Annotated in this window: 15 protein-coding genes and 4 tRNA genes; all 19 read left to right on the plus strand. The window is 61.4% G+C overall.

Annotated features, from left to right (window positions below):
• Positions 1-35 precede the first annotated feature (35 nt).
• The 19 genes from FB598_RS19085 to rpoC all read left to right on the plus strand — a co-directional run bounded on the left by FB598_RS19085 (position 36) and on the right by rpoC (position 20,633).
• Positions 36-446: a PTS sugar transporter subunit IIA gene (locus FB598_RS19085; RefSeq protein ID WP_183405891.1), complete on the plus strand. Its 411-nt coding sequence runs from the start codon at positions 36-38 to the stop codon at positions 444-446.
• Between the two features lie 53 nt (positions 447-499).
• On the plus strand, positions 500-769 hold the full coding sequence (locus FB598_RS19090; RefSeq protein WP_141917743.1) for an HPr family phosphocarrier protein: 270 nt from the start codon (positions 500-502) through the stop codon (positions 767-769).
• A gap of 229 nt (positions 770-998) precedes the next feature.
• On the plus strand, positions 999-2,789 hold the full coding sequence (gene ptsP, locus FB598_RS19095) for a phosphoenolpyruvate--protein phosphotransferase (protein WP_141917746.1): 1,791 nt from the start codon (positions 999-1,001) through the stop codon (positions 2,787-2,789).
• 397 nt (positions 2,790-3,186) lie between these two features.
• Positions 3,187-4,329, plus strand: a complete 1,143-nt coding sequence (locus tag FB598_RS19100) for a homoserine O-acetyltransferase (protein ID WP_141917748.1) — start codon at positions 3,187-3,189, stop codon at positions 4,327-4,329.
• The gene (gene metW, locus FB598_RS19105) at positions 4,326-4,928 is read left to right on the plus strand and encodes a methionine biosynthesis protein MetW (RefSeq protein WP_141917751.1); all 603 of its coding nucleotides are present in this window, start codon (positions 4,326-4,328) and stop codon (positions 4,926-4,928) included. Before FB598_RS19100 ends, metW begins: the two co-directional genes overlap by 4 nt.
• An 83-nt stretch (positions 4,929-5,011) precedes the next feature.
• Entirely contained in the window at positions 5,012-6,274 is a 1,263-nt protein-coding gene (locus FB598_RS19110) for an AmpG family muropeptide MFS transporter (protein ID WP_141917753.1), read from the plus strand.
• A gap of 128 nt (positions 6,275-6,402) precedes the next feature.
• Positions 6,403-6,488, plus strand: a tRNA-Tyr gene (locus tag FB598_RS19115).
• Positions 6,489-6,546: 58 nt separating this feature from the next.
• Positions 6,547-6,620, plus strand: a tRNA-Gly gene (locus FB598_RS19120).
• Positions 6,621-6,667: 47 nt separating this feature from the next.
• Positions 6,668-6,742 (plus strand) — tRNA-Thr (locus FB598_RS19125).
• An 85-nt stretch (positions 6,743-6,827) separates the two neighbouring features.
• Entirely contained in the window at positions 6,828-8,018 is a 1,191-nt protein-coding gene (gene tuf, locus FB598_RS19130; RefSeq protein ID WP_141917755.1) for an elongation factor Tu, read from the plus strand.
• Between the two features lie 75 nt (positions 8,019-8,093).
• Positions 8,094-8,169, plus strand: a tRNA-Trp gene (locus tag FB598_RS19135).
• Positions 8,170-8,201: 32 nt separating this feature from the next.
• Positions 8,202-8,582 carry a preprotein translocase subunit SecE gene (secE, locus tag FB598_RS19140; protein WP_050470338.1) on the plus strand — a complete coding sequence of 127 codons (381 nt, stop codon included), beginning with the start codon at positions 8,202-8,204 and terminating at the stop codon, positions 8,580-8,582.
• Between the two features lies 1 nt (position 8,583).
• A complete protein-coding gene (gene nusG / locus FB598_RS19145; protein ID WP_141917758.1) occupies positions 8,584-9,174 on the plus strand; it encodes a transcription termination/antitermination protein NusG in 591 nt (196 codons plus the stop codon).
• Positions 9,175-9,335: 161 nt separating this feature from the next.
• Positions 9,336-9,767, plus strand: a complete 432-nt coding sequence (gene rplK, locus FB598_RS19150) for a 50S ribosomal protein L11 (RefSeq protein WP_007875265.1) — start codon at positions 9,336-9,338, stop codon at positions 9,765-9,767.
• Positions 9,767-10,462, plus strand: a complete 696-nt coding sequence (gene rplA / locus FB598_RS19155) for a 50S ribosomal protein L1 (RefSeq protein ID WP_141917760.1) — start codon at positions 9,767-9,769, stop codon at positions 10,460-10,462. The genes rplK and rplA overlap by 1 nt, the downstream gene beginning before the upstream one ends.
• Positions 10,463-10,784: 322 nt before the next feature.
• Positions 10,785-11,282 (plus strand): 50S ribosomal protein L10, encoded by a 498-nt coding sequence (rplJ, locus tag FB598_RS19160; RefSeq protein WP_141917763.1) that lies wholly within the window; start codon positions 10,785-10,787, stop codon positions 11,280-11,282.
• 95 nt (positions 11,283-11,377) lie between these two features.
• A complete protein-coding gene (gene rplL, locus FB598_RS19165; RefSeq protein ID WP_141917766.1) occupies positions 11,378-11,758 on the plus strand; it encodes a 50S ribosomal protein L7/L12 in 381 nt (126 codons plus the stop codon).
• A gap of 274 nt (positions 11,759-12,032) precedes the next feature.
• Positions 12,033-16,136, plus strand: coding sequence for a DNA-directed RNA polymerase subunit beta (gene rpoB / locus FB598_RS19170; RefSeq protein ID WP_141917769.1), 4,104 nt, complete (start codon positions 12,033-12,035; stop codon positions 16,134-16,136).
• Between the two features lie 249 nt (positions 16,137-16,385).
• Entirely contained in the window at positions 16,386-20,633 is a 4,248-nt protein-coding gene (rpoC, locus tag FB598_RS19175; protein WP_141917772.1) for a DNA-directed RNA polymerase subunit beta', read from the plus strand.
• Positions 20,634-20,883 lie beyond the last annotated feature (250 nt).

Genomic DNA, 20,883 nt, shown 5'->3' on the forward strand with positions numbered 1-20,883 from the left:
GAGAAAAGCGCGTCGCATTCGATGGCAACAATTCCATGGTTGGTATTCTTCTTGTGACGCACGCCCCGCTGGGGCAAGCTTTTCTGGACGCGGCGACCCACGTATTCCGCGGCAAGCCCGAGCGGGTGGAAGCGATCGACGTGATCGCCGACCAGAACCCGGCCGAAGTGCAAAACCTGGCGATCGAGGCGGTCAAGCGCCTCGATGACGGCAGCGGCGTATTGGTGATCACCGATGTGATGGGCGGCACGCCGTCCAACTGTACGGGCTTCTTGTGCGGCCTGGAAAACGTCTCGGTGATTGCGGGCATCAGCTTGCCCATGCTGCTGCGCGCCTTGACTTACCGCAACGATACGCTCGACGTGGTGGTCGAAATGGCCCTGGCGGGAGGGCAGAATGGCGCGGTGCGGGTGGATAACCGCATCCGCGTGGCGACCTCGGCCTGATGCCGGCGCATGCCGCGCAGCGGACGCAGGACCATAAAAACGAAAGCTGACAAATGATTCAAAAAGAACTCGAAATCGTCAATAAACTTGGCTTGCATGCGCGTGCCTCCGCCAAATTCACCCAGCTTGCCAGCAAGTACAAATGCGAAGTGTGGATGGCCTTCAACAAGCGCCGCATCAATGCCAAGTCCATCATGGGCGTCATGATGCTGGCCGCCGGCAAGGGCAGTGTGATTACGCTGGAAACCAACGGCGAGGACGAGCAGGAATGCCTGGTCGCGCTGGAGGCGCTGATCAACGACAAATTCGGCGAAGGCCAGTAAGCGCCATCGCAACAGGCGTTGTCCGCAGTCTTGCGCTGCGCCGCAGCAGCGCTGGCGCCTGCACTGATATCCGGTTCGACAAGGTTGTCCGTTTTCCTGTTCTCCGCCTGGCCTCGTTCATCCTTTCGATGGCCGTGATTGCCAAACCGTGGTTTGTTCGGTAACTTTCTTCAGGCTACCGCGAACGACAATACGGCGGAATATAAAAAACGAAGCAGGAGATAACGCGATGGCATCATTCAGCTTACATGGAATCGCGGTGTCGCAAGGCATCGCCATCGGACGCGCGCATCTGCTGGCGCCGGCCGCGCTGGACGTCCAGCATTACCTGATTGCCGACGAACAGGTCGAGGCCGAGGTCGAACGCTTGAAGAGCGCGATCAAGGCGGTGCACCAGGAACTGCACACCATTCGCAGCGAGTTGCCCAAGGACGCGCCGGCCGAGCTCGGCGCGTTCATCGACGTGCACTCGCTGATCCTGTCGGACCCGATGCTGCTGGAGGTGCCGCAGAACATCATCCGCCACCGCTACTACAACGCCGAATGGGCGCTGGTGACGCAGATCGACGAACTCTCGGCGCAATTCGACGAGATCGAAGATCCCTACCTGCGCGAGCGCAAGGCCGATATCCAGCAGGTCGGCGAACGGATCCTGAAAGTGCTCACCGGCAGCGCCATCCACTTGCCGCCCACCGACGGCGATACCGCGCCCAACATCATCGTGGTGGCGCACGACATCTCGCCGGCCGACATGCTGCAGTTCCGCGACGGCGCCTTCGCCGGTTTCGTGACCGACCTCGGCGGCCCCAATTCGCACACCGCCATTGTCGCGCGCAGCCTGGACATCCCGGCCGCCGTCGGCATGCACAACGCTTCGGTGCTGGTCAAGCACGATGACCTGCTGATCATCGACGGCGATGCCGGCGTGGTGATCGTCGACCCGTCGCCGCTGGTGCTGGCGCAGTACCGCGCGCGCCAGGAGCGCATGCTGCGCGAGCGCAAGAAGCTGATGCGGCTGAAGAAGACGCCGGCCATCACCCAGGACGGCGAGCCGATTGCCTTGCTGGCCAACATCGAGCTTCCCGCCGACGCCGCAACGGCATGGGAGGCCGGCGCGATGGGCATCGGCCTGTTCCGTTCCGAATTCATGTTCATGGGGCGCGCCGGCTATCTGGAAAAATTCCCGTCCGAGGACGAGCAGTTCGAGTCCTACAGGCAGGCGGTCATCGCCATGAAGGGGCGGCCGGTGACGATCCGCACGCTGGACGTGGGCGCCGACAAGCCGCTGGACGAGGACGAGCAGACTGCGCTCAACCCGGCATTGGGTTTGCGCGCGATCCGCTATTGCCTGTCCGAGCCGCAGATGTTCCTCACGCAGTTGCGCGCGATCCTGCGCGCATCGGCTTTCGGTCCGATCAAGCTGCTGATTCCGATGATGGCGCATGCCTTCGAGATCGACCAGTCGCTGGGCATGATCGAGCAGGCCAAGCAGCAACTGCGCGAGCGCAAGCAGAAGTTCGACGAGGACATCCCGGTCGGCGCCATGATCGAGATTCCCGCTGCCGCGCTGGCCTTGCCGATGTTCGTCAAGCGCCTCGACTTTCTGTCGATCGGCACCAACGACCTGATCCAGTACACGCTGGCGATCGACCGCGTCGACCATGAAGTGGCGCATCTCTACGATCCGCTGCATCCGGCGGTGCTGTTCCTGCTCTCCACGGTGATCGCGCAGGGCCGCAAGGCCGGCATCCCGGTCTCGGTGTGCGGCGAAATGGCGGGCGACGTCAAGTGGACGCGCCTGTTGCTGGGCATGGGTTTGCTGGAGTTTTCCATGCATCCCTCGCAACTGCTGTCGGTGAAGAACGAAATCCTCAACAGCGACTTGCGCTTGCTGGAACCGCAAGTCAAGAAGGTCATCCGCGCCACCGAACCGGCCGCGATCGCTTCGGCCATGACGCAGCTGCAGGCGTTGTCGGCCGAACCCGAGATCCGGGAAGCCAAGACCGCGCGCCGCCGTTGATCGGCCATCCGGCGCGTTCGGCAAGGCCGCCTGCGGGCGGCCTTGTTTATTTCCGGCGCAGTGCGCCGGTTTGACGCGCCTGCCCGACTTGGGTATTCTTATGCCACTGCGCCGATTTGAATGGTTTAACCAACCTCAGCTTGCGGGCGCCGGGAGATTGTTCCCATATAAATGCGGCTAAAGCGAGCTTGGAGTCAGCAGTTCTCCCCAAGACGAGCCCGCAAGCGATGCTTCCGGGCTTTTTTGTTGCCCCGATGCGGCCCCGATTTTGCCCTGGGTTTGCTCCGGGTTTGCCCGGAAGCAGGTGGAAAACCTTCGCTGAAGCGAAGCGATCGTCCCATGCCGGCATGCGATGCGCGTGCCTGGCGGGACGCCTTGCCACTCACGCCGAATCATCATGTCGATTGGAATCGTATCGCCCCAGGTCATGCATTTCGCCGAGCCGCTCCCGCTGCAAGGGGGCGCGGCGCTGGCGGATTATTCGCTGACCTATGAAACCTACGGCACGCTCAATGCGGACAAATCCAACGCCGTGCTGGTGTGCCATGCGCTCAACGCTTCGCACCACGTCGCCGGCGTGTATGCCGACGATCCCGACAATGTCGGCTGGTGGGACAACATGGTGGGCCCCGGCAAAGCGCTCGATACCGACAAGTTCTTCGTCATCGGCGTCAACAACCTGGGCTCCTGTTTCGGCTCGACCGGGCCGATGCATGCCAACCCGGCCACCGGCAAGCCTTATGGCGCCGATTTCCCGGTGGTCACGGTGGAAGACTGGGTCAACGCCCAGGCACTGCTGGCCGACCGCCTCGGCATCGCGCAGTTCGCCGCCGTCATGGGCGGCTCGCTGGGCGGCATGCAGGCATTGGCCTGGAGCCTGATGTATCCGGAGCGCCTGCGCCATTGCCTGGTGATCGCGTCCACCCCCAAGCTGTCGGCGCAGAACATCGCTTTCAACGATGTCGCGCGCCAGGCCATCCTGACCGATCCGCAATTCCACGGCGGCGATTTCTATGCGCACGGCGTGGTGCCCAAGAACGGCCTGCGCGTGGCGCGCATGGTAGGGCACATCACCTATCTGTCGGACGATGACATGGCCGAGAAATTCGGCCGTGACCTGCGCTCGGGCAGTTATCAGTTCGGCTATGGCATCGATTTCGAGATCGAGTCCTACCTGCGCTACCAAGGCGACAAGTTTTCTACCTACTTCGATGCCAACACCTACCTGCTGATCACCAAGGCGCTCGACTATTTCGATCCCGCGCGCGAGTTCGGCGGCGGCGACCTGGCCAAGGCCTTCAGCCGCACCCAGGCCAAGTTCCTGCTGGTGTCGTTTACCACCGACTGGCGCTTTTCCCCGGAACGCAGCCGCGAGATGGTGCAGGCGCTGGTGGCCAACAAGCGCCGCGTGTCGTATGCGGAAATCGACGCGCCGCATGGGCACGACGCTTTCCTGCTGGACGATGCGCGCTATATGAAGGTGGTGCGCGAGTACTACCAAAGCATCTGGAACGAACTGGCGCAGGAGGGCCGCGCATGACTTTCAACGAATTGAGCGGGCTGCGCCCGGACCTGGCGTTCATCGCCCACTGGGTGCGCGAGCAATCCAACGTGCTGGATCTGGGCTGCGGCGATGGCGTGATGCTGGACTACCTGCAAAGCGACAAGCAGTGCGTGGGCTATGGCGTGGAGATCGACGACGAGCAGATTCCCAAGTGCGTGGCGCGCAATGTCTCGGTCATCCAGCAGGACTTGAACGGCGGGCTGGCGATGTTCGAGGACAATGCCTTCGATACCGTGCTGTGCCTGTCGGCATTGCAGATGGTCAAGGATGTGGAAGGTACGCTGCGCGAGATCGCGCGGGTGGGGCGCGAGGCCACGGTTTCCTTCCCCAATTTCGCGTACTGGCCGCACCGCGTGGCGCTGTTGCGCGGGCGCATGCCGGTGTCCAAGACGCTGCCATACCAGTGGTATGATACGCCGAACCTGCGCTGCGCCACGATCAGGGATTTCGAGGCGCTGGCCAACGCGGTCGGGCTGGAAGTGCTGGAATGCGTGGCGCTCAAGGATGGCAAGCCGGTGCGTTATCTGCCCAACTGGCGCGGCAGCGTCGCCGTGTTCAGGTTGCGCAAGAAGTAGGCTGGCGCAAGGCAGCGCCATCCCGTGTCGCAAACGCCGGTTCGCCGGCGTTTTTCATTTCCCCTTTCACCAGACTCTCGCCTATGACAGCACCTGACGCCATTTGGCGCCAATACCTGAACCGGCGCATGCTTATCTGCGTCTTCCTCGGTTTCACCTCCGGCCTGCCGCTGTTCATCCTGCTGAGTCTGTTGCAGGCATGGCTGGCGAAGTCGGGCCTGAATGTCAAAACGCTCGGCCTGTTCGCGCTGGTGATGTTTCCGTATACGTGGAAATTCGTCTGGTCGCCGCTGATGGACCGCTTCCACTTCGGCAAGATGGGGCGCCGACGCGGCTGGATGTTCTTTACCCAACTGTTGCTGTTCCTGGGCATCGGTTGCATGGGAATGCTCGATCCGCTGACCCAGGTGCCGACGATCGCCTTCATGGCCTCGGTGGTGGCCTTCCTCTCGGCCAGCCAGGACATCGCCATCGATGCCTTCCGGCGCGAAATCCTGCCTGATGATGAACTCGGCCTGGGCAGCGCCATCCATGTCAACGCCTACAAGCTGTCGGGCATGGTGCCGGGCGCGCTGTCGCTGGTGCTGGCCGACCGCATGCCCTGGGCCAGCGTGTTCTGGATCACCGCCGCCTTCATGCTGCCGGGGCTGCTCTGCTCGTTGCTGGTCAAGGAACCCAAGATGTATGGCGTGCCGCCCAAGAGCCTCTACGAGGCGGTGGTGCTGCCGTTCCGCGAATTCATTGCGCGCGGCGGCTGGCGCAGTGCGGCATGGGTGCTGGGCTTTATCTTCTTCTACAAGCTGGGCGACAGCATGGCCACGGCGCTGGCCACCAAGTTCTATATCGACCTCGGCTTCTCGATGACCGAGATCGGCGTGGTCTCCAAGACCACCAGCCTGTGGGCCAGTGTGGCGGGCGGCATCATCGGCGGCGTCTGGATGGTAAAGCTGGGCATCAATCGCGCGTTATGGGTGTTCGGCGTGCTGCAGGCGATCCCCATCCTCGGCTTTGCCTGGCTGGCGCATGTCGGCGCGAGCCTGCCGACGCTGGCCGCGGTGATCGGCCTGGAGGCTTTCGGCGTGGGATTGGGCACCACGGCTTTCGTCGCCTACATCATGCGGGAAACCGACCCCCGCTACACGGCCACGCAGTTCGCCCTGTTCACCAGCCTGATGGCGGTGCCGCGCACTTTCGTCAATTCCTCGGTCGGGTATGTGGTGGCAGAAACGGGCTGGCTGACTTTTTTTGTCATTTGCTTCGTTCTTGCCTTGCCTGGAATGCTGATGTTGCCTAGAATTGCGCCCTGGAATGAAAAGCCGGTTGAGTCGCAGACAAGAAAAGCCTGAAGATTCGAAAAAACGTCGTCGCGTCATTCCTGAGAGCAACTCTCGCCAAGTCAATAAAAAGCATGCTCCGGCTCTTCTTTTAGTTGACAATCGAAAAGTGTTCCACTATAGTTTTGAGTTCCCTGCGCGGAGAGGTGGCCGAGTGGTTAATGGCAGCAGACTGTAAATCTGCCCTCTTACGAGTACGCTGGTTCGAATCCAGCCCTCTCCACCATTTAGTCGGGAAAGTCGAACGAAAGATTCGGCGGCAGTGAAGTGAAAGTTGTTTCCTCGCGGGTGTAGCTCAATGGTAGAGCTGAAGCCTTCCAAGCTTAAGACGAGGGTTCGATTCCCTTCACCCGCTCCAAGTTTTGGTCCGGTTGCATGTTTGGTAGTTGTGCAATTGGCAAAAATGCCCTTGTAGCTCAGTGGTAGAGCACTCCCTTGGTAAGGGAGAGGCCACGTGTTCAATCCACGTCAAGGGCACCAGTTTCTTGAGTCGTTTCGCTGAGGCAAGTCAGCAATCGTCGGGCGTGTTGCCTGGACATTCTCATCAAATAGTTAGGAGTCTAAAATGGCAAAAGGCAAGTTTGAGCGGACCAAGCCGCACGTGAACGTGGGCACGATTGGCCACGTTGACCACGGCAAGACCACGCTGACCGCAGCGATTGCGACCGTCCTGTCGAAGAAGTTCGGCGGCGAAGCGAAGGCATATGACCAGATCGACGCGGCACCGGAAGAAAAGGCGCGCGGCATCACGATCAACACCGCGCACGTCGAATACGAAACTGCAAACCGCCACTACGCGCACGTTGACTGCCCCGGCCACGCCGACTACGTCAAGAACATGATTACCGGTGCAGCGCAGATGGACGGCGCGATCCTGGTGTGCTCGGCCGCAGACGGCCCGATGCCGCAGACGCGCGAACACATCCTGCTGTCGCGCCAGGTTGGCGTTCCTTACATCATCGTGTTCCTGAACAAGGCCGACATGGTGGACGACGCCGAGCTGCTGGAGCTGGTGGAAATGGAAGTGCGCGAACTGCTGTCGAAGTACGAGTTCCCGGGCGACGACCTGCCAATCGTGAAGGGTTCGGCCAAGCTGGCGCTGGAAGGCGACACGGGTCCGCTGGGCGAGCAGGCGATCATGGCGTTGGCCGAAGCGCTGGACAGCTACATTCCGACGCCGGAACGTGCCGTTGACGGTACCTTCCTGATGCCGGTGGAAGACGTGTTCTCGATCTCGGGCCGCGGCACCGTGGTGACCGGTCGTGTCGAGCGCGGCATCGTCAAGGTTGGCGAAGAAATCGAAATCGTCGGTATCCGCGACACCCAGAAGACCACCTGCACCGGCGTGGAAATGTTCCGCAAGCTGCTGGACCAGGGTCAAGCTGGCGACAACGTCGGCGTGCTGCTGCGCGGCACCAAGCGTGAAGACGTGGAGCGTGGCCAGGTGTTGGCCAAGCCGGGTTCGATCAAGCCGCACAAGCACTTCACCGGCGAGATCTATGTCCTGTCGAAGGACGAAGGCGGCCGTCACACCCCGTTCTTCAACAACTACCGTCCGCAGTTCTACTTCCGTACCACGGACGTGACCGGCGCGATCGAACTGCCGAAGGACAAGGAAATGGTCATGCCGGGCGACAACGTGTCGATCACCGTGCAACTGATCAACCCGATCGCGATGGAAGAAGGCCTGCGTTTCGCTATCCGTGAAGGCGGTCGTACCGTCGGCGCCGGCGTCGTCGCCAAGATCTTCGACTAAGATCAAGCTGTAAAACACCTTGCCGCGCTGCGAATTTCGCATCGCGGCATTCGTGTCTCAATCGAGAGTTTTTGTAGGGGCGTAGCTCAATTGGCAGAGCGTCGGTCTCCAAAACCGAAGGTTGGGGGTTCGATGCCCTCCGCCCCTGCCACCGAATCAGGTGCAGGGTACTGAAAGTAAATAATGTCTAGCCAGCCTGTTCAAACCGTCAATACCTCCAACGACAAGATCAAGATTGCCTTGGCAATCGTTGCCGTCGTCGCAGGTGTGGTCGGTTTTTTTGTGTTGTCTGACCAGTCGACTCCGGTGCGTGCTCTCGCCCTGGTCGCCGGTCTGCTGGTGGCGATTGCATTTGCCTGGACCTCTGCGCAAGGCCGCGGCTTCGTCGGTTTCGCCAAGGAATCGGTTCGCGAAACCAAGAAAGTCGTCTGGCCCACCCGCAAGGAAGCGATGCAGATGACCGCAGTGGTCTTCGCCTTCGTATTGGTCATGGCGATCTTCCTCTGGGGTACGGACAAGTTGCTCGAATTCCTGTTGTACGACGTAATTTTGGGCTGGAAATAACATGAGCGATAGCACACAAGACAGCGCACCGATTGGTGCGCAAAGCGTTTCAGGCGCCGGAAAAAAGCGCTGGTACGTGGTGCATGCGTATTCCGGCATGGAAAAGAGCGTCCAGCGTGCGCTGACCGAGCGCATCACCCGCGCCGGCATGCAAGAGCAGTTCGGCCAGATCCTGGTGCCGACCGAGGAAGTCGTCGACATGAAGAACGGTCACAAGTCGGTGACCGAGCGCCGCTTCTTCCCGGGTTATGTGCTGGTCGAAATGGAAATGACCGACGAAACCTGGCACCTGGTCAAGAACACTAGCAAGGTCACCGGTTTCATCGGCGGCAAGTCGAACCGTCCGACGCCGATTCCCCCGCATGAAGTCGACAAGATCATGCAGCAGATGCAAGAGGGCGTCGAAAAGCCGCGTCCGAAGGTGCTGTACGAAGTCGGCGAAATGGTGCGCATCAAGGAAGGCCCGTTCACCGATTTCAACGGCAACGTCGAAGAAGTGAACTACGAAAAATCGCGCGTGCGCGTATCGGTCACCATCTTCGGTCGCGCCACCCCGGTCGAGCTCGAATTCGGCCAGCTGGAAAAAGTCTGATCCCTTCCCGGAATCTCACTCTCCGCAAAACAGAACAAGCGCCCGCAGGAGCGCGTCGCACGGGTATCCCCGTTCGGCCAATCCGGCAAGCCGAGGAGCCACAGTAAAGAGCCGCAAGGCGAATGAACAGGCGCTAAAACTCAATCAACACAGGAGCCGTCATGGCAAAGAAGATTATCGGTTTTATCAAGCTGCAAGTGCCAGCTGGTAAAGCAAACCCCTCCCCCCCGATCGGTCCGGCGCTGGGTCAGCGCGGTCTGAACATCATGGAATTCTGCAAGGCGTTCAACGCGCAGACGCAAGGCGTCGAGCCGGGCCTGCCGATTCCGGTCGTGATCACCGCCTTCGCGGACAAGTCCTTCACTTTCGTGATGAAGACGCCGCCGGCGACCATCCTGATCAAGAAGGCTGCCGGTATCCAGAAGGGTTCGGCCAAGCCGCACACCGACAAGGTCGGCAAGATCACCCGCAAGCAAGCGGAAGAGATCGCAACCCAGAAGAAGCCGGATCTGACCGCTGCTGATCTGGAAGCTGCAGTGCGTACCATCGCTGGTTCCGCACGTTCGATGGGCATCACGGTGGAGGGTCTGTAATGGCTAAGGTATCCAAGCGCGTCAAGGCGATCAAGGACAAGATCGATCGCACCAAGGCTTATCCGTTCGATAACGCCGTTTCCCTGATCAAGGAATTCGCCACGGCGAAATTCAATGAATCGATCGACGTTTCCGTCCAGCTGGGCGTGGACGCCAAGAAGTCGGACCAGGTCGTTCGCGGTTCCGTCGTTCTGCCTGCCGGCACCGGCAAGACCGTGCGCGTGGCCGTGTTCGCCTCGGGCGACAAGGCTGAGGCCGCCAAGGCCGCCGGCGCTGACGTGGTCGGCATGGAAGATCTGGCAGAGCGCGTGAAGGCCGGCGACATGCCGTTCGACATCGTGATCGCTTCGCCCGACACCATGCGTATCGTCGGTACCCTGGGCCAGATCCTGGGCCCGCGCGGCCTGATGCCGAACCCGAAGGTCGGCACCGTGACCCCGGACGTCGCCACCGCCGTCAAGAACGCCAAGGCTGGTCAAGTGCAATACCGTACCGACAAGGCTGGCATCATCCACGCCACTATCGGCCGCAAGTCGTTCTCCGACGCCGATCTGAAGGCCAACCTGCTGGCCCTGATCGATGCGCTGAACAAGGCCAAGCCGGCCAGCAGCAAGGGTATCTACCTGCGCAAGATCGCTCTGTCGTCCACCATGGGCGCCGGCGTGCGCGTTGACCAGGCTTCCCTGGCTGCTTAAGAAGGAATCAAGTCCCCGTTTCCGTCAGGGAGCGGGGCGCATCTTTGGGCTGTAGCGGTTGAAGTCTGGCCGCTGCAGGCAATCAAAGACCGTTGGGCGGACGCCGGGCTGGATTGCCGGAAGAAGTTAAACAGAGCGCATGCGAATGCAATCGACCCAGCGCAGATGGTGAACCCGAACAAGTTTTGTAGTCTCAGGCCGCATTTTCTTCGCACTATGCTGCAATGAACTCCTAAACCTCGGACGCCGTGTTCGAACCGGTGTAAGGCAAGCAGGCATCTCCGCCTGTGTCATGGCCGAGCACTATTTTTGGAGGTTGATCTTGAGTCTCAATCTGAATGACAAGAAGGCCGTCGTCGCCGAAGTTTCCGCAAAGGTTGCAACTGCGCAAACTATCGTCGTGGCCGAATACCGTGGCATCCAGGTTGGTTCCTTGACGCAACTGCGCGCACAAGCGCGTGCCCAAGGCGTGTACCTGCGCGTGTTGAAAAACACGCTGGCTCGTCGCGCCGTTGAAGGCACTCAGTTTGCCGACCTCGCCCCACAACTGACCGGTCCGCTGATCTATTCGATCTCGGAAGATGCCGTTGCCGCTGCCAAAGTCGTCGCCGACTTTGCCAAGTCCAACGACAAGCTGGTTGTGAAGGCGGGTAACTACGCAGGCAAGCAGCTCGACAAGGCTGCCGTGACCGCGTTGGCAAACATCCCAAGCCGCGAAGTTCTGCTGGCCCAGTTGCTGGGCATGATGCAGGCTCCGGTGTCGGGCTTCGCGCGTGGCCTGGCTGCCCTGGCAGCCAAGAAGGAAGCCGAAGCCGCATGATGCGCGGCCGCCTGATGGCGGCTGTCTCTGCAGTTTCGACGTTCCGCGTCACTACCAATCTGATGTTATTACCGAAATAAATTTAGGAGTTTCAAATGGCAATTAGCAAAGAAGATATCCTGGAAGCCGTAGGCGCGCTGTCCGTGATGGAACTGAATGACCTGGTCAAGGCATTCGAAGAGAAGTTTGGTGTTTCCGCTGCGGCGATGGCCGTTGCCGGTCCTGCTGGCGGCGCTGCTGGCGGCGCTGCTGCTGCTGAAGAGCAAACCGAGTTCACCGTTGTTCTGGCCGAAGTCGGCGCGAACAAGGTTGGCGTCATCAAGGCAGTCCGCGAAATCACCGGTCTGGGCCTGAAGGAAGCCAAGGACCTGGTCGACGGCGCACCGAAGCCGCTGAAGGAAGGCATCGCCAAGGCCGACGCCGAAGCAGCCAAGAAGAAGCTGGAAGAAGCTGGCGCCAAGGCAGAACTGAAGTAATTTCTGCTTGCCAACCAAGGCGAGTTGTTACGCCGGAGTCAAAGTGCAGAATCCCTTGAAAAAGGGATTCGGCTTTGGCTCCTTTGTCGTTTCTTATTTTTGTTCGATTTTGATGCGCTGCAATCTTCCGTTGCCCGGAATATTAAGCGCGATTCGGGCAAAAACCAAGGGTTGACACTTGAAGATTTGAGATACCGGTTTCCAGTGCCTTCGGGCCGCACGGTGCGAATCGAGTCTTGAACTATCTATCCTTCCTGTCACTCACGGAGTGTCCATGCACTACTCATTTACTGAGAAGAAGCGCATTCGCAAGTCCTTCGCGAAGCGCGCAAACGTCCACAACGTTCCGTTTCTGCTTGCGACTCAAATCGAGTCGTACCAGACGTTCCTGCAGTCCGACGCTTTACCGTCGAGCCGTAAGAACGAAGGCCTGCAATCTGCCTTCACCTCGATTTTCCCCATCGTTTCGCACAATGGTTTTGCGCGTCTTGAATTCCTGTCGTATGTGCTGGGCGCTCCCCCGTTCGACGTCAAGGAATGCCAGCAGCGCGGCCTGACGTTCGCTTCGCCGTTGCGTGCCAAGGTGCGCCTGGTGATCCTGGACCGTGAATCGCCGACCAAGCCGGTCGTCAAGGAAATGAAGGAACAGGAAGTCTACATGGGCGAACTGCCCCTGATGACCACCACCGGTTCCTTCGTCATCAACGGCACCGAGCGCGTGATCGTGTCCCAGCTGCACCGTTCGCCGGGCGTGTTCTTCGAACACGACCGCGGCAAGACGCACTCGTCGGGCAAGCTGCTGTTCTCGGCGCGCATCATTCCTTACCGCGGCTCCTGGCTGGACTTCGAATTCGATCCGAAGGACATCCTGTTCTTCCGCGTCGACCGTCGCCGCAAGATGCCGGTCACGATCCTGCTCAAGGCCATCGGCATGACGTCCGAGCAGATCCTGGCGAACTTCTTCGTGTTCGACAACTTCAACCTGCACGCCGAAGGCGCCGACATGGAGTTCGTCTCCGAGCGCCTGCGCGGTGAAGTCGCGCGTTTCGACATCACCGACAAGTCGGGCAAGGTGATGGTGGCCAAGGACAAGCGCATCAATGCCAAGCATGTGCGCGACATCGAAGCCGCCGGCATCAAGCACATCTCGGTTCCCGAGGACTACCTGCTGGGCCGCGTGCTGGCCAAGAACATCGTCGACGGCGACACCGGCGAAGTCATCGCCAGCGCCAATGACGAACTGACCGAAGAACTGCTGGCCAAGCTGCGCGAAGCCAACATCTCGGCCATCCAGACGCTGTACACCAACGACCTCGACCAGGGCGGCTACATCTCGCAGACCCTGCGCACCGACGACACCGCCGACCAGACCGCTGCCCGTGTTGCGATCTATCGCATGATGCGTCCTGGCGAACCGCCGACCGAAGAATCGGTGGAAGCGCTGTTCAACGGCCTGTTCTACAGCGAAGACCGCTACGACCTGTCGGCCGTGGGCCGCATGAAGTTCAACCGTCGCGTCGGCCGCGACGAGCTGACCGGCACCATGACCCTGTCCAACGAGGACATCCTGGCGGTCATCAAGATCCTGGTCGAACTGCGTAACGGCCGCGGCGAAGTCGACGACATCGATCACCTGGGCAACCGCCGCGTGCGTTGCGTGGGCGAACTGGCGGAAAACCAGTTCCGCGCCGGCCTGGTGCGCGTCGAGCGCGCCGTCAAGGAACGCCTCGGTCAGGCCGAAGCGGACAACCTGATGCCGCACGACCTGATCAACTCCAAGCCGATTTCGGCCGCGATCCGCGAATTCTTCGGTTCGTCGCAGCTGTCGCAGTTCATGGACCAGACCAACCCGCTGTCGGAAATCACGCACAAGCGCCGCGTTTCCGCCCTGGGCCCTGGCGGCCTGACCCGCGAACGCGCCGGCTTCGAAGTGCGCGACGTGCACCCGACCCACTATGGCCGCGTGTGCCCGATCGAAACGCCGGAAGGCCCGAACATCGGCCTGATCAACTCGCTGGCGCTGTACGCCCGCCTGAACGAATACGGCTTCCTGGAAACCCCGTACCGCAAGGTCGAGAACAGCCAGGTGACCAACCAGATCGACTACCTGTCGGCCATCGAAGAAGGCCGTTATGTGATCGCCCAGGCCAACGCCACCATCACCGACGGCAAGCTGTCCGACGAACTGGTGTCGGCGCGTGAAGCCGGCGAAACCATCCTGGTCTCGCCGGAACGCGTGCAGTACATGGACGTGGCCCCGGGCCAGGTGGTATCGGTGGCGGCCTCGCTGATCCCGTTCCTCGAGCACGACGATGCGAACCGCGCGCTGATGGGCGCCAACATGCAGCGCCAGGCCGTGCCTTGCCTGCGTCCGGAAAAGCCGCTGGTCGGCACCGGCATCGAGCGTACCGTGGCGGTTGACTCGGGCACGACCGTGCAGGCGCTGCGCGGCGGCGTGGTCGACTATGTCGACGCCGGCCGTGTGGTGATCCGCGTCAACGACGACGAGGCGCAAGCCGGCGAAGTCGGCGTGGACATCTACAACCTGATCAAGTACACCCGTTCCAACCAGAACACCAACATCAACCAGCGTCCGATCGTCAAGGTCGGCGACCGCGTCGCCAAGCACGACGTCATCGCCGACGGCGCATCGACCGACCTGGGCGAACTGGCGCTGGGCCAGAACATGCTGGTGGCGTTCATGCCGTGGAACGGCTACAACTTCGAAGACTCGATCCTGATCTCCGAGAAGGTCGTGGCCGATGACCGCTACACCTCGATCCACATCGAGGAACTGTCGGTGGTCGCGCGCGACACCAAGCTGGGCGCGGAAGAAATCACCCGCGACATCTCGAACCTGGCCGAGAACCAACTGGCGCGCCTGGACGAGTCCGGCATCACCTACATCGGCGCTGAAGTCGAGGCGGGCGATACCCTGGTCGGCAAGGTCACCCCGAAGGGCGAGACCCAGCTGACGCCGGAAGAGAAGCTGCTGCGCGCGATCTTCGGCGAAAAGGCTTCGGACGTGAAGGACACCTCGCTGCGCGTGCCCTCGGGCATGGTCGGCACCGTCATCGACGTGCAGGTGTTCACCCGCGAAGGCATCCAGCGCGACAAGCGCGCCCAGCAGATCATCGACGATGAACTCAAGCGCTACCGCCTGGACCTGAACGACCAGCTGCGTATCGTGGAAGGCGACGCCTTCCAGCGTCTGGAGCGCCTGCTGATCGGCAAGGTCGCCAACGGCGGCCCGAAGAAGCTGGTCAAGGGCACCAAGCTGACCAAGGAATACCTGGACGACCTGGACAAGTACCACTGGTTCGACATCCGTCCGGCCGACGACGACCTGGCCAACGCGCTGGAAGCGATCAAGGAATCGATCGCCGAGAAGCGCCACCAGTTCGACCTGGCCTTCGAAGAGAAGCGCAAGAAGCTGACCCAGGGCGACGAACTGCCGCCAGGCGTGCAGAAGATGGTCAAGGTCTACCTGGCCGTGAAGCGTCGCCTGCAGCCCGGCGACAAGATGGCGGGCCGTCACGGCAACAAGGGTGTGGTGTCGCGCATCCTGCCGATCGAAGACATGCCGCACATGGCCGACGGTACTCCCGCCGACATCGTGCTCAACCCGCTGGGCGTGCCGTCGCGTATGAACGTCGGCCAGGTGCTGGAAGTGCACCTGGGCTGGGCAGCCAAGGGCCTGGGCCTGCGCCTGGGCGAGATGGTGCAGGCGCAAGCCAAGGTCGCAGAACTGCGCAAGTTCCTCACCACCATCTACAACGAGTCGGGCAAGAAGGAAGAGCTGGACAAGTTCAGCGACGATGAAATCCTGGAGCTGGTGTCCAACCTGAAGAAGGGCGTTCCGTTCGCCACGCCGGTGTTCGACGGCGCGCACGAGAAGGAAACCCGCCGCATGCTCGATCTGGCCTATCCGGACCCGATCGCCAAGCAGCTGGGCATGACGCCGTCGAAGAACCAGGTCACCATGTACGACGGCCGTACCGGCGAAGCTTTCGAGCGCACCGTCACCGTCGGCTACATGCACTACCTGAAGCTGCACCACCTGGTCGACGACAAGATGCACGCCCGTTCCACCGGCCCGTACTCGCTGGTGACCCAGCAGCCGCTGGGCGGCAAGGCGCAGTTCGGCGGCCAGCGTTTCGGCGAAATGGAAGTGTGGGCGCTGGAAGCCTACGGCGCGTCCTACGTGCTGCAGGAAATGCTGACCGTGAAGTCCGACGACGTGAACGGCCGTACCAAGGTCTACGAGAACCTGGTCAAGGGCGACCACGTGATCGACGCCGGCATGCCGGAATCCTTCAACGTGCTGGTGAAGGAAATCCGCTCGCTGGGTATCGACATCGACCTGGAACGCGAATGACCTGATGCGCAGGAGGGGCGCCGCGGCTGATGCCGCCGCGCCCCGCCGGTGCGTCGGCAGGCAGTCAAGAATTCAAGCAATACCAGTAATCCAAGAAGTCTCAGTTGTAGGCCGTGGACGCCTGTCCCGGTATCGGTGGAACCGCAGGGCGCAAGGCCCGCCGGCTCGCCCGCCGATGCGAACAGGGTTAAGCAGGACGAAACGGCCAATCGATGGACTAGCGTTTTTCACGCCAACCTGGAGTGATACATGAAAGCACTGCTCGATCTATTCAAGCAAGTTCAGCAAAACGAACAATTCGACGCCATCAAGATCGGCCTGGCGTCGCCCGAGAAAATCCGTTCGTGGTCCTACGGCGAAGTCAAGAAGCCGGAAACCATCAACTACCGTACCTTCAAGCCGGAGCGCGACGGCCTGTTCTGCGCCAAGATCTTTGGCCCGATCAAGGACTACGAATGCCTGTGCGGCAAGTACAAGCGCCTCAAGCACCGCGGCGTCATCTGCGAAAAGTGCGGCGTTGAAGTCACGCTGGCCAAGGTGCGCCGCGAGCGCATGGGCCACATCGAGCTGGCCTCGCCGACCGCCCACATCTGGTTCCTGAAGTCGCTGCCGTCCCGCCTGGGCATGGTGCTGGACATGACCCTGCGCGACATCGAACGCGTGCTGTACTTCGAAGCCTATGTCGTGACCGATCCCGGCATGACCCCGCTGAAGAAGTGCCAGATCATGTCCGAAGACGACTACGCCGCCAAGTACGAAGAATACGGCGACGACTTCGTCGCGTTCATGGGCGCCGAAGGCATCCGCGAACTGCTGCGCTCGATCGATATCGACCGCGACGCGGAAACCCTGCGCCAGGAACTGAAGGAATCCAAGTCCGAAGCCAAGATCAAGAAGTACGCCAAGCGCCTGAAGGTGCTGGAGGCGTTCCAGCGCTCGGGCATCAAGCCCGACTGGATGATCATGGAAGTGCTGCCGGTGCTGCCGCCGGAACTGCGTCCGCTGGTGCCGCTGGACGGCGGCCGCTTCGCGACCTCCGACCTGAACGACCTGTACCGCCGCGTCATCAACCGTAACAACCGCCTCAAGCGCCTGATGGAACTGCGCGCGCCTGAAATCATTACGCGCAACGAAAAGCGCATGCTGCAGGAAGCGGTCGATTCGCTGCTGGACAACGGCCGTCGCGGCAAGGCGATGACCGGCGCCAACAAGCGTCCGCTGAAGTCGCTGGCTGAAATGATCAAGGGCAAGGGCGGCCGTTTCCGTCAAAACCTGCTGGGCAAGCGCGTCGACTACTCGGGCCGTTCGGTCATCGTGGTGGGTCCGCAACTGAAGCTGCACCAGTGCGGCCTGCCCAAGCTGATGGCGCTGGAACTGTTCAAGCCGTTCATCTTCAACAAGCTGGAACTGATGGGTCTGTCGACCACCATCAAGGCCGCCAAGAAGCTGGTGGAAGCGCAAGAGCCGGTGGTCTGGGACATCCTGGAAGAAGTCATCCGCGAACACCCGGTCATGCTCAACCGTGCGCCGACGCTGCACCGCTTGGGCATCCAGGCGTTCGAGCCGGTGCTGATCGAAGGCAAGGCGATCCAGCTGCACCCGCTGGTTTGCGCGGCGTTCAACGCCGACTTCGACGGCGACCAGATGGCCGTCCACGTGCCGCTGTCGATCGAAGCGCAGATGGAAGCCCGCACCCTGATGCTGGCCTCCAACAACATCCTGTTCCCGTCCAACGGCGAACCGTCGATCGTGCCGTCGCAGGATATCGTGCTGGGCCTGTACTACGCCACCCGTGAAGCCATCAACGGCAAGAACGAAGGCATGATGTTCCCGGACGTGTCGGAAGTCATCCGCGCGTACGACAACAAGGAAGTCGAACTGGCCACCCGCATCACCGTGCGTATCGTCGAGCATCCGAAGGATCCGGCGACCGGCGAGTTCGTCAAGACCGTCAAGCGCTACGAGACCACCGTCGGCCGCGCCATCCTGTCCGAGATCCTGCCCAAGGGCTTGCCGTTCTCGGTGCTCAACCGCGCGCTGAAGAAGAAGGAAATCTCGAAGCTGATCAATACGTCGTTCCGCAAGTGCGGCCTGCGCGCCACCGTCGTGTTCGCCGACCAGCTGATGCAGTCGGGCTTCCGCCTGGCGACCCGCGCCGGTATCTCGATCTGCGTGGACGACATGCTGGTGCCGCCGCAAAAGGCGACCCTGATCGCGGCTGCCGAAAGCGAAGTCAAGCAGATCGAGCAGCAGTACGCCTCCGGTCTGGTGACCGCCGGCGAGCGCTACAACAAGGTGGTGGACATCTGGGGCAAGGCCGGCGATGAAGTCGGCAAGGCCATGATGGACCAGCTGAAGGTGGAAGACGTCGTCACCCGCGAAGGCAAGAAGACCACGCAGGAATCGTTCAATGCGATTTACATGATGGCCGACTCCGGCGCCCGTGGTTCGGCAGCGCAGATTCGCCAGCTGGCCGGTATGCGCGGCCTGATGGCCAAGCCTGACGGCTCCATCATCGAGACGCCGATTACCGCGAACTTCCGCGAAGGCCTGAACGTGTTGCAGTACTTCATCTCGACGCACGGCGCCCGTAAGGGTCTGGCCGACACCGCGCTGAAGACCGCGAACTCGGGTTACCTGACCCGCCGCCTGGTGGACGTGACCCAGGATCTGGTGGTGATCGAAGACGATTGCGGCACCTCCAACGGCGCGTCGATGAAGGCGCTGGTCGAAGGCGGTGAAGTCATCGAAGCGCTGCGCGACCGTATCCTCGGCCGCGTCGCAGCAACTGACATCATCAATCCGGAAGACCAGGCGACCCTGTACGAAGCCGGCACCCTGATGGACGAAGACGCGGTCGAAGAGATCGAACGCCTGGGTATCGATGAAGTGAAGGTTCGTACTCCGCTGACTTGCGACACCCGCTATGGCCTGTGCGCCAAGTGCTACGGCCGCGACCTGGGCCGCGGCCTGCTGGTCAACGCCGGCGAAGCCGTGGGCGTGATCGCCGCGCAGTCGATCGGCGAACCGGGCACCCAGCTGACCATGCGTACCTTCCACATCGGCGGCGCGGCCTCGCGTGCGGCGGTGGCATCGTCGGTGGAAGCCAAGTCCAACGGCACCGTGCGCTTCACCGCGGCGATGCGTTACGTGACCAACGGCAAGGGCGAGCTGATCGTCATTTCGCGTTCCGGCGAAGTGCTGATCACCGACGACCTGGGCCGTGAGCGCGAGCGCCACAAAGTGCCGTACGGCGCCACCCTGATCGTCAAGGACGGCCTAGTGATCAAGGCCGGCACCGCACTGGCGACCTGGGATCCGTTGACCCGTCCTATCATCACCGAGTACACCGGTACCGTGAAGTTCGAGAACGTGGAAGAAGGCTCCACCGTTGCCAAGCAGATCGACGAAGTCACCGGCTTGTCGACCCTGGTGGTGATCGACGCCAAGCGCCGCGGTTCGTCGGCTGCCAAGGTCATGCGCCCGCAGGTCAAGCTGTTGAACGAGCAAGGCGAAGAAGTCAAGATCGCCGGCACCGAGCACGCCGTGACCATCGGCTTCCAGGTCGGCGCGCTGATCACCGTCAAGGATGGCCAGCAGGTGCACGTCGGCGAAGTGCTGGCGCGTATCCCGACCGAGTCGCAGAAGACCCGTGACATTACCGGCGGTCTGCCGCGCGTGGCCGAACTGTTCGAAGCGCGTTCGCCGAAGGACGCCGGCATGCTGGCCGAAGTCACCGGCACGGTGGCGTTCGGCAAGGAAACCAAGGGCAAGCAGCGCCTGGAAATCACCGACATGGAAGGCACCAAGCACGAGTTCCTGATCACCAAGGACAAGCAAGTGCTGGTGCACGACGGCCAGGTGGTGAACAAGGGCGAAATGATCGTGGACGGCCCGGCCGATCCGCAGGACATCCTGCGCCTCCTGGGTATCGAAGCGCTGGCGCGTTACATCGTCGACGAAGTGCAGGACGTGTACCGCCTGCAAGGCGTGAAGATCAACGACAAGCACATCGAAGTGATCGTGCGCCAGATGCTGCGCCGCGTGCAAGTGGTGGAGCCGGGCGATACCAGCTACATCACCGGTGAGCAGGTCGAGCGTTCGGAACTGCTGGACGAGAACGACCGCGTGACCGCCGAAGGCAAGCTGCCGGCGACTTACGAGAACGTCCTGCTGGGTATTACCAAGGCATCGCTGTCGACCGACTCCTTCATCTCGGCGGCATCGTTCCAGGAAACCACCCGCGTGCTGACCGAAGCGGCCATCATGGGCAAGAAGGACGGCCTGCGCGGCCTGAAGGAAAACGTGATCGTCGGCCGCCTGATCCCGGCCGGCACCGGCCTGGCCTTCCACCGCGCCCGCAAGGAAAAGGATGTCTGGGAAGCCGAAGAGCGCGCAGCGTTGCTCGAAGCCGAACGCGCATCCCACGCGGATGTGTTCAACGAAGAAGCGCCGTCGGCCGAAGCCATTGGCGGCGGCAACGAAGGCGAAGCTTGAGTTGCCTGAGGCGGCCGGAAGCATCGGCCGCCTCAGCCTCCGAGTGAGCGTCATGCAAGACAGAAGCGGCACCGGAATAGCTTCCGGTGCCGTTTTTTTATCCGGGGCGGCAGACTGTCCAATGTTGCTTGATTGACATATGCCAAACGTCGTAATTTGGCGTCAGAAAGCCTGCCAACAGGGTAAAAGGCCCGACCGGGTTGACCAAATGGCCTTTCAGGCATATACTCGCGAGTTCTCGAATTTAGGC

The organism is Herbaspirillum sp. SJZ106 (assembly GCF_006715495.1).
In the GTDB taxonomy this organism is placed as follows: Bacteria; Pseudomonadota; Gammaproteobacteria; order Burkholderiales; family Burkholderiaceae_D; genus Herbaspirillum.

Excerpts from the sequence above, each read along its gene's own strand:
- FB598_RS19085 (WP_183405891.1), top strand. The coding sequence starts at position 36 with ATGGTTGGTATTCTTCTTGTGACGCACGCCCCGCTGGGGCAAGCTTTT.
- FB598_RS19090 (WP_141917743.1), top strand. The coding sequence starts at position 500 with ATGATTCAAAAAGAACTCGAAATCGTCAATAAACTTGGCTTGCATGCG.
- ptsP (WP_141917746.1), top strand. The coding sequence starts at position 999 with ATGGCATCATTCAGCTTACATGGAATCGCGGTGTCGCAAGGCATCGCC.
- FB598_RS19100 (WP_141917748.1), top strand. The coding sequence starts at position 3,187 with ATGTCGATTGGAATCGTATCGCCCCAGGTCATGCATTTCGCCGAGCCG.
- metW (WP_141917751.1), top strand. The coding sequence starts at position 4,326 with ATGACTTTCAACGAATTGAGCGGGCTGCGCCCGGACCTGGCGTTCATC.
- FB598_RS19110 (WP_141917753.1), top strand. The coding sequence starts at position 5,012 with ATGACAGCACCTGACGCCATTTGGCGCCAATACCTGAACCGGCGCATG.
- tuf (WP_141917755.1), top strand. The coding sequence starts at position 6,828 with ATGGCAAAAGGCAAGTTTGAGCGGACCAAGCCGCACGTGAACGTGGGC.
- secE (WP_050470338.1), top strand. The coding sequence starts at position 8,202 with ATGTCTAGCCAGCCTGTTCAAACCGTCAATACCTCCAACGACAAGATC.
- nusG (WP_141917758.1), top strand. The coding sequence starts at position 8,584 with ATGAGCGATAGCACACAAGACAGCGCACCGATTGGTGCGCAAAGCGTT.
- rplK (WP_007875265.1), top strand. The coding sequence starts at position 9,336 with ATGGCAAAGAAGATTATCGGTTTTATCAAGCTGCAAGTGCCAGCTGGT.
- rplA (WP_141917760.1), top strand. The coding sequence starts at position 9,767 with ATGGCTAAGGTATCCAAGCGCGTCAAGGCGATCAAGGACAAGATCGAT.
- rplL (WP_141917766.1), top strand. The coding sequence starts at position 11,378 with ATGGCAATTAGCAAAGAAGATATCCTGGAAGCCGTAGGCGCGCTGTCC.
- rpoB (WP_141917769.1), top strand. The coding sequence starts at position 12,033 with ATGCACTACTCATTTACTGAGAAGAAGCGCATTCGCAAGTCCTTCGCG.
- rpoC (WP_141917772.1), top strand. The coding sequence starts at position 16,386 with ATGAAAGCACTGCTCGATCTATTCAAGCAAGTTCAGCAAAACGAACAA.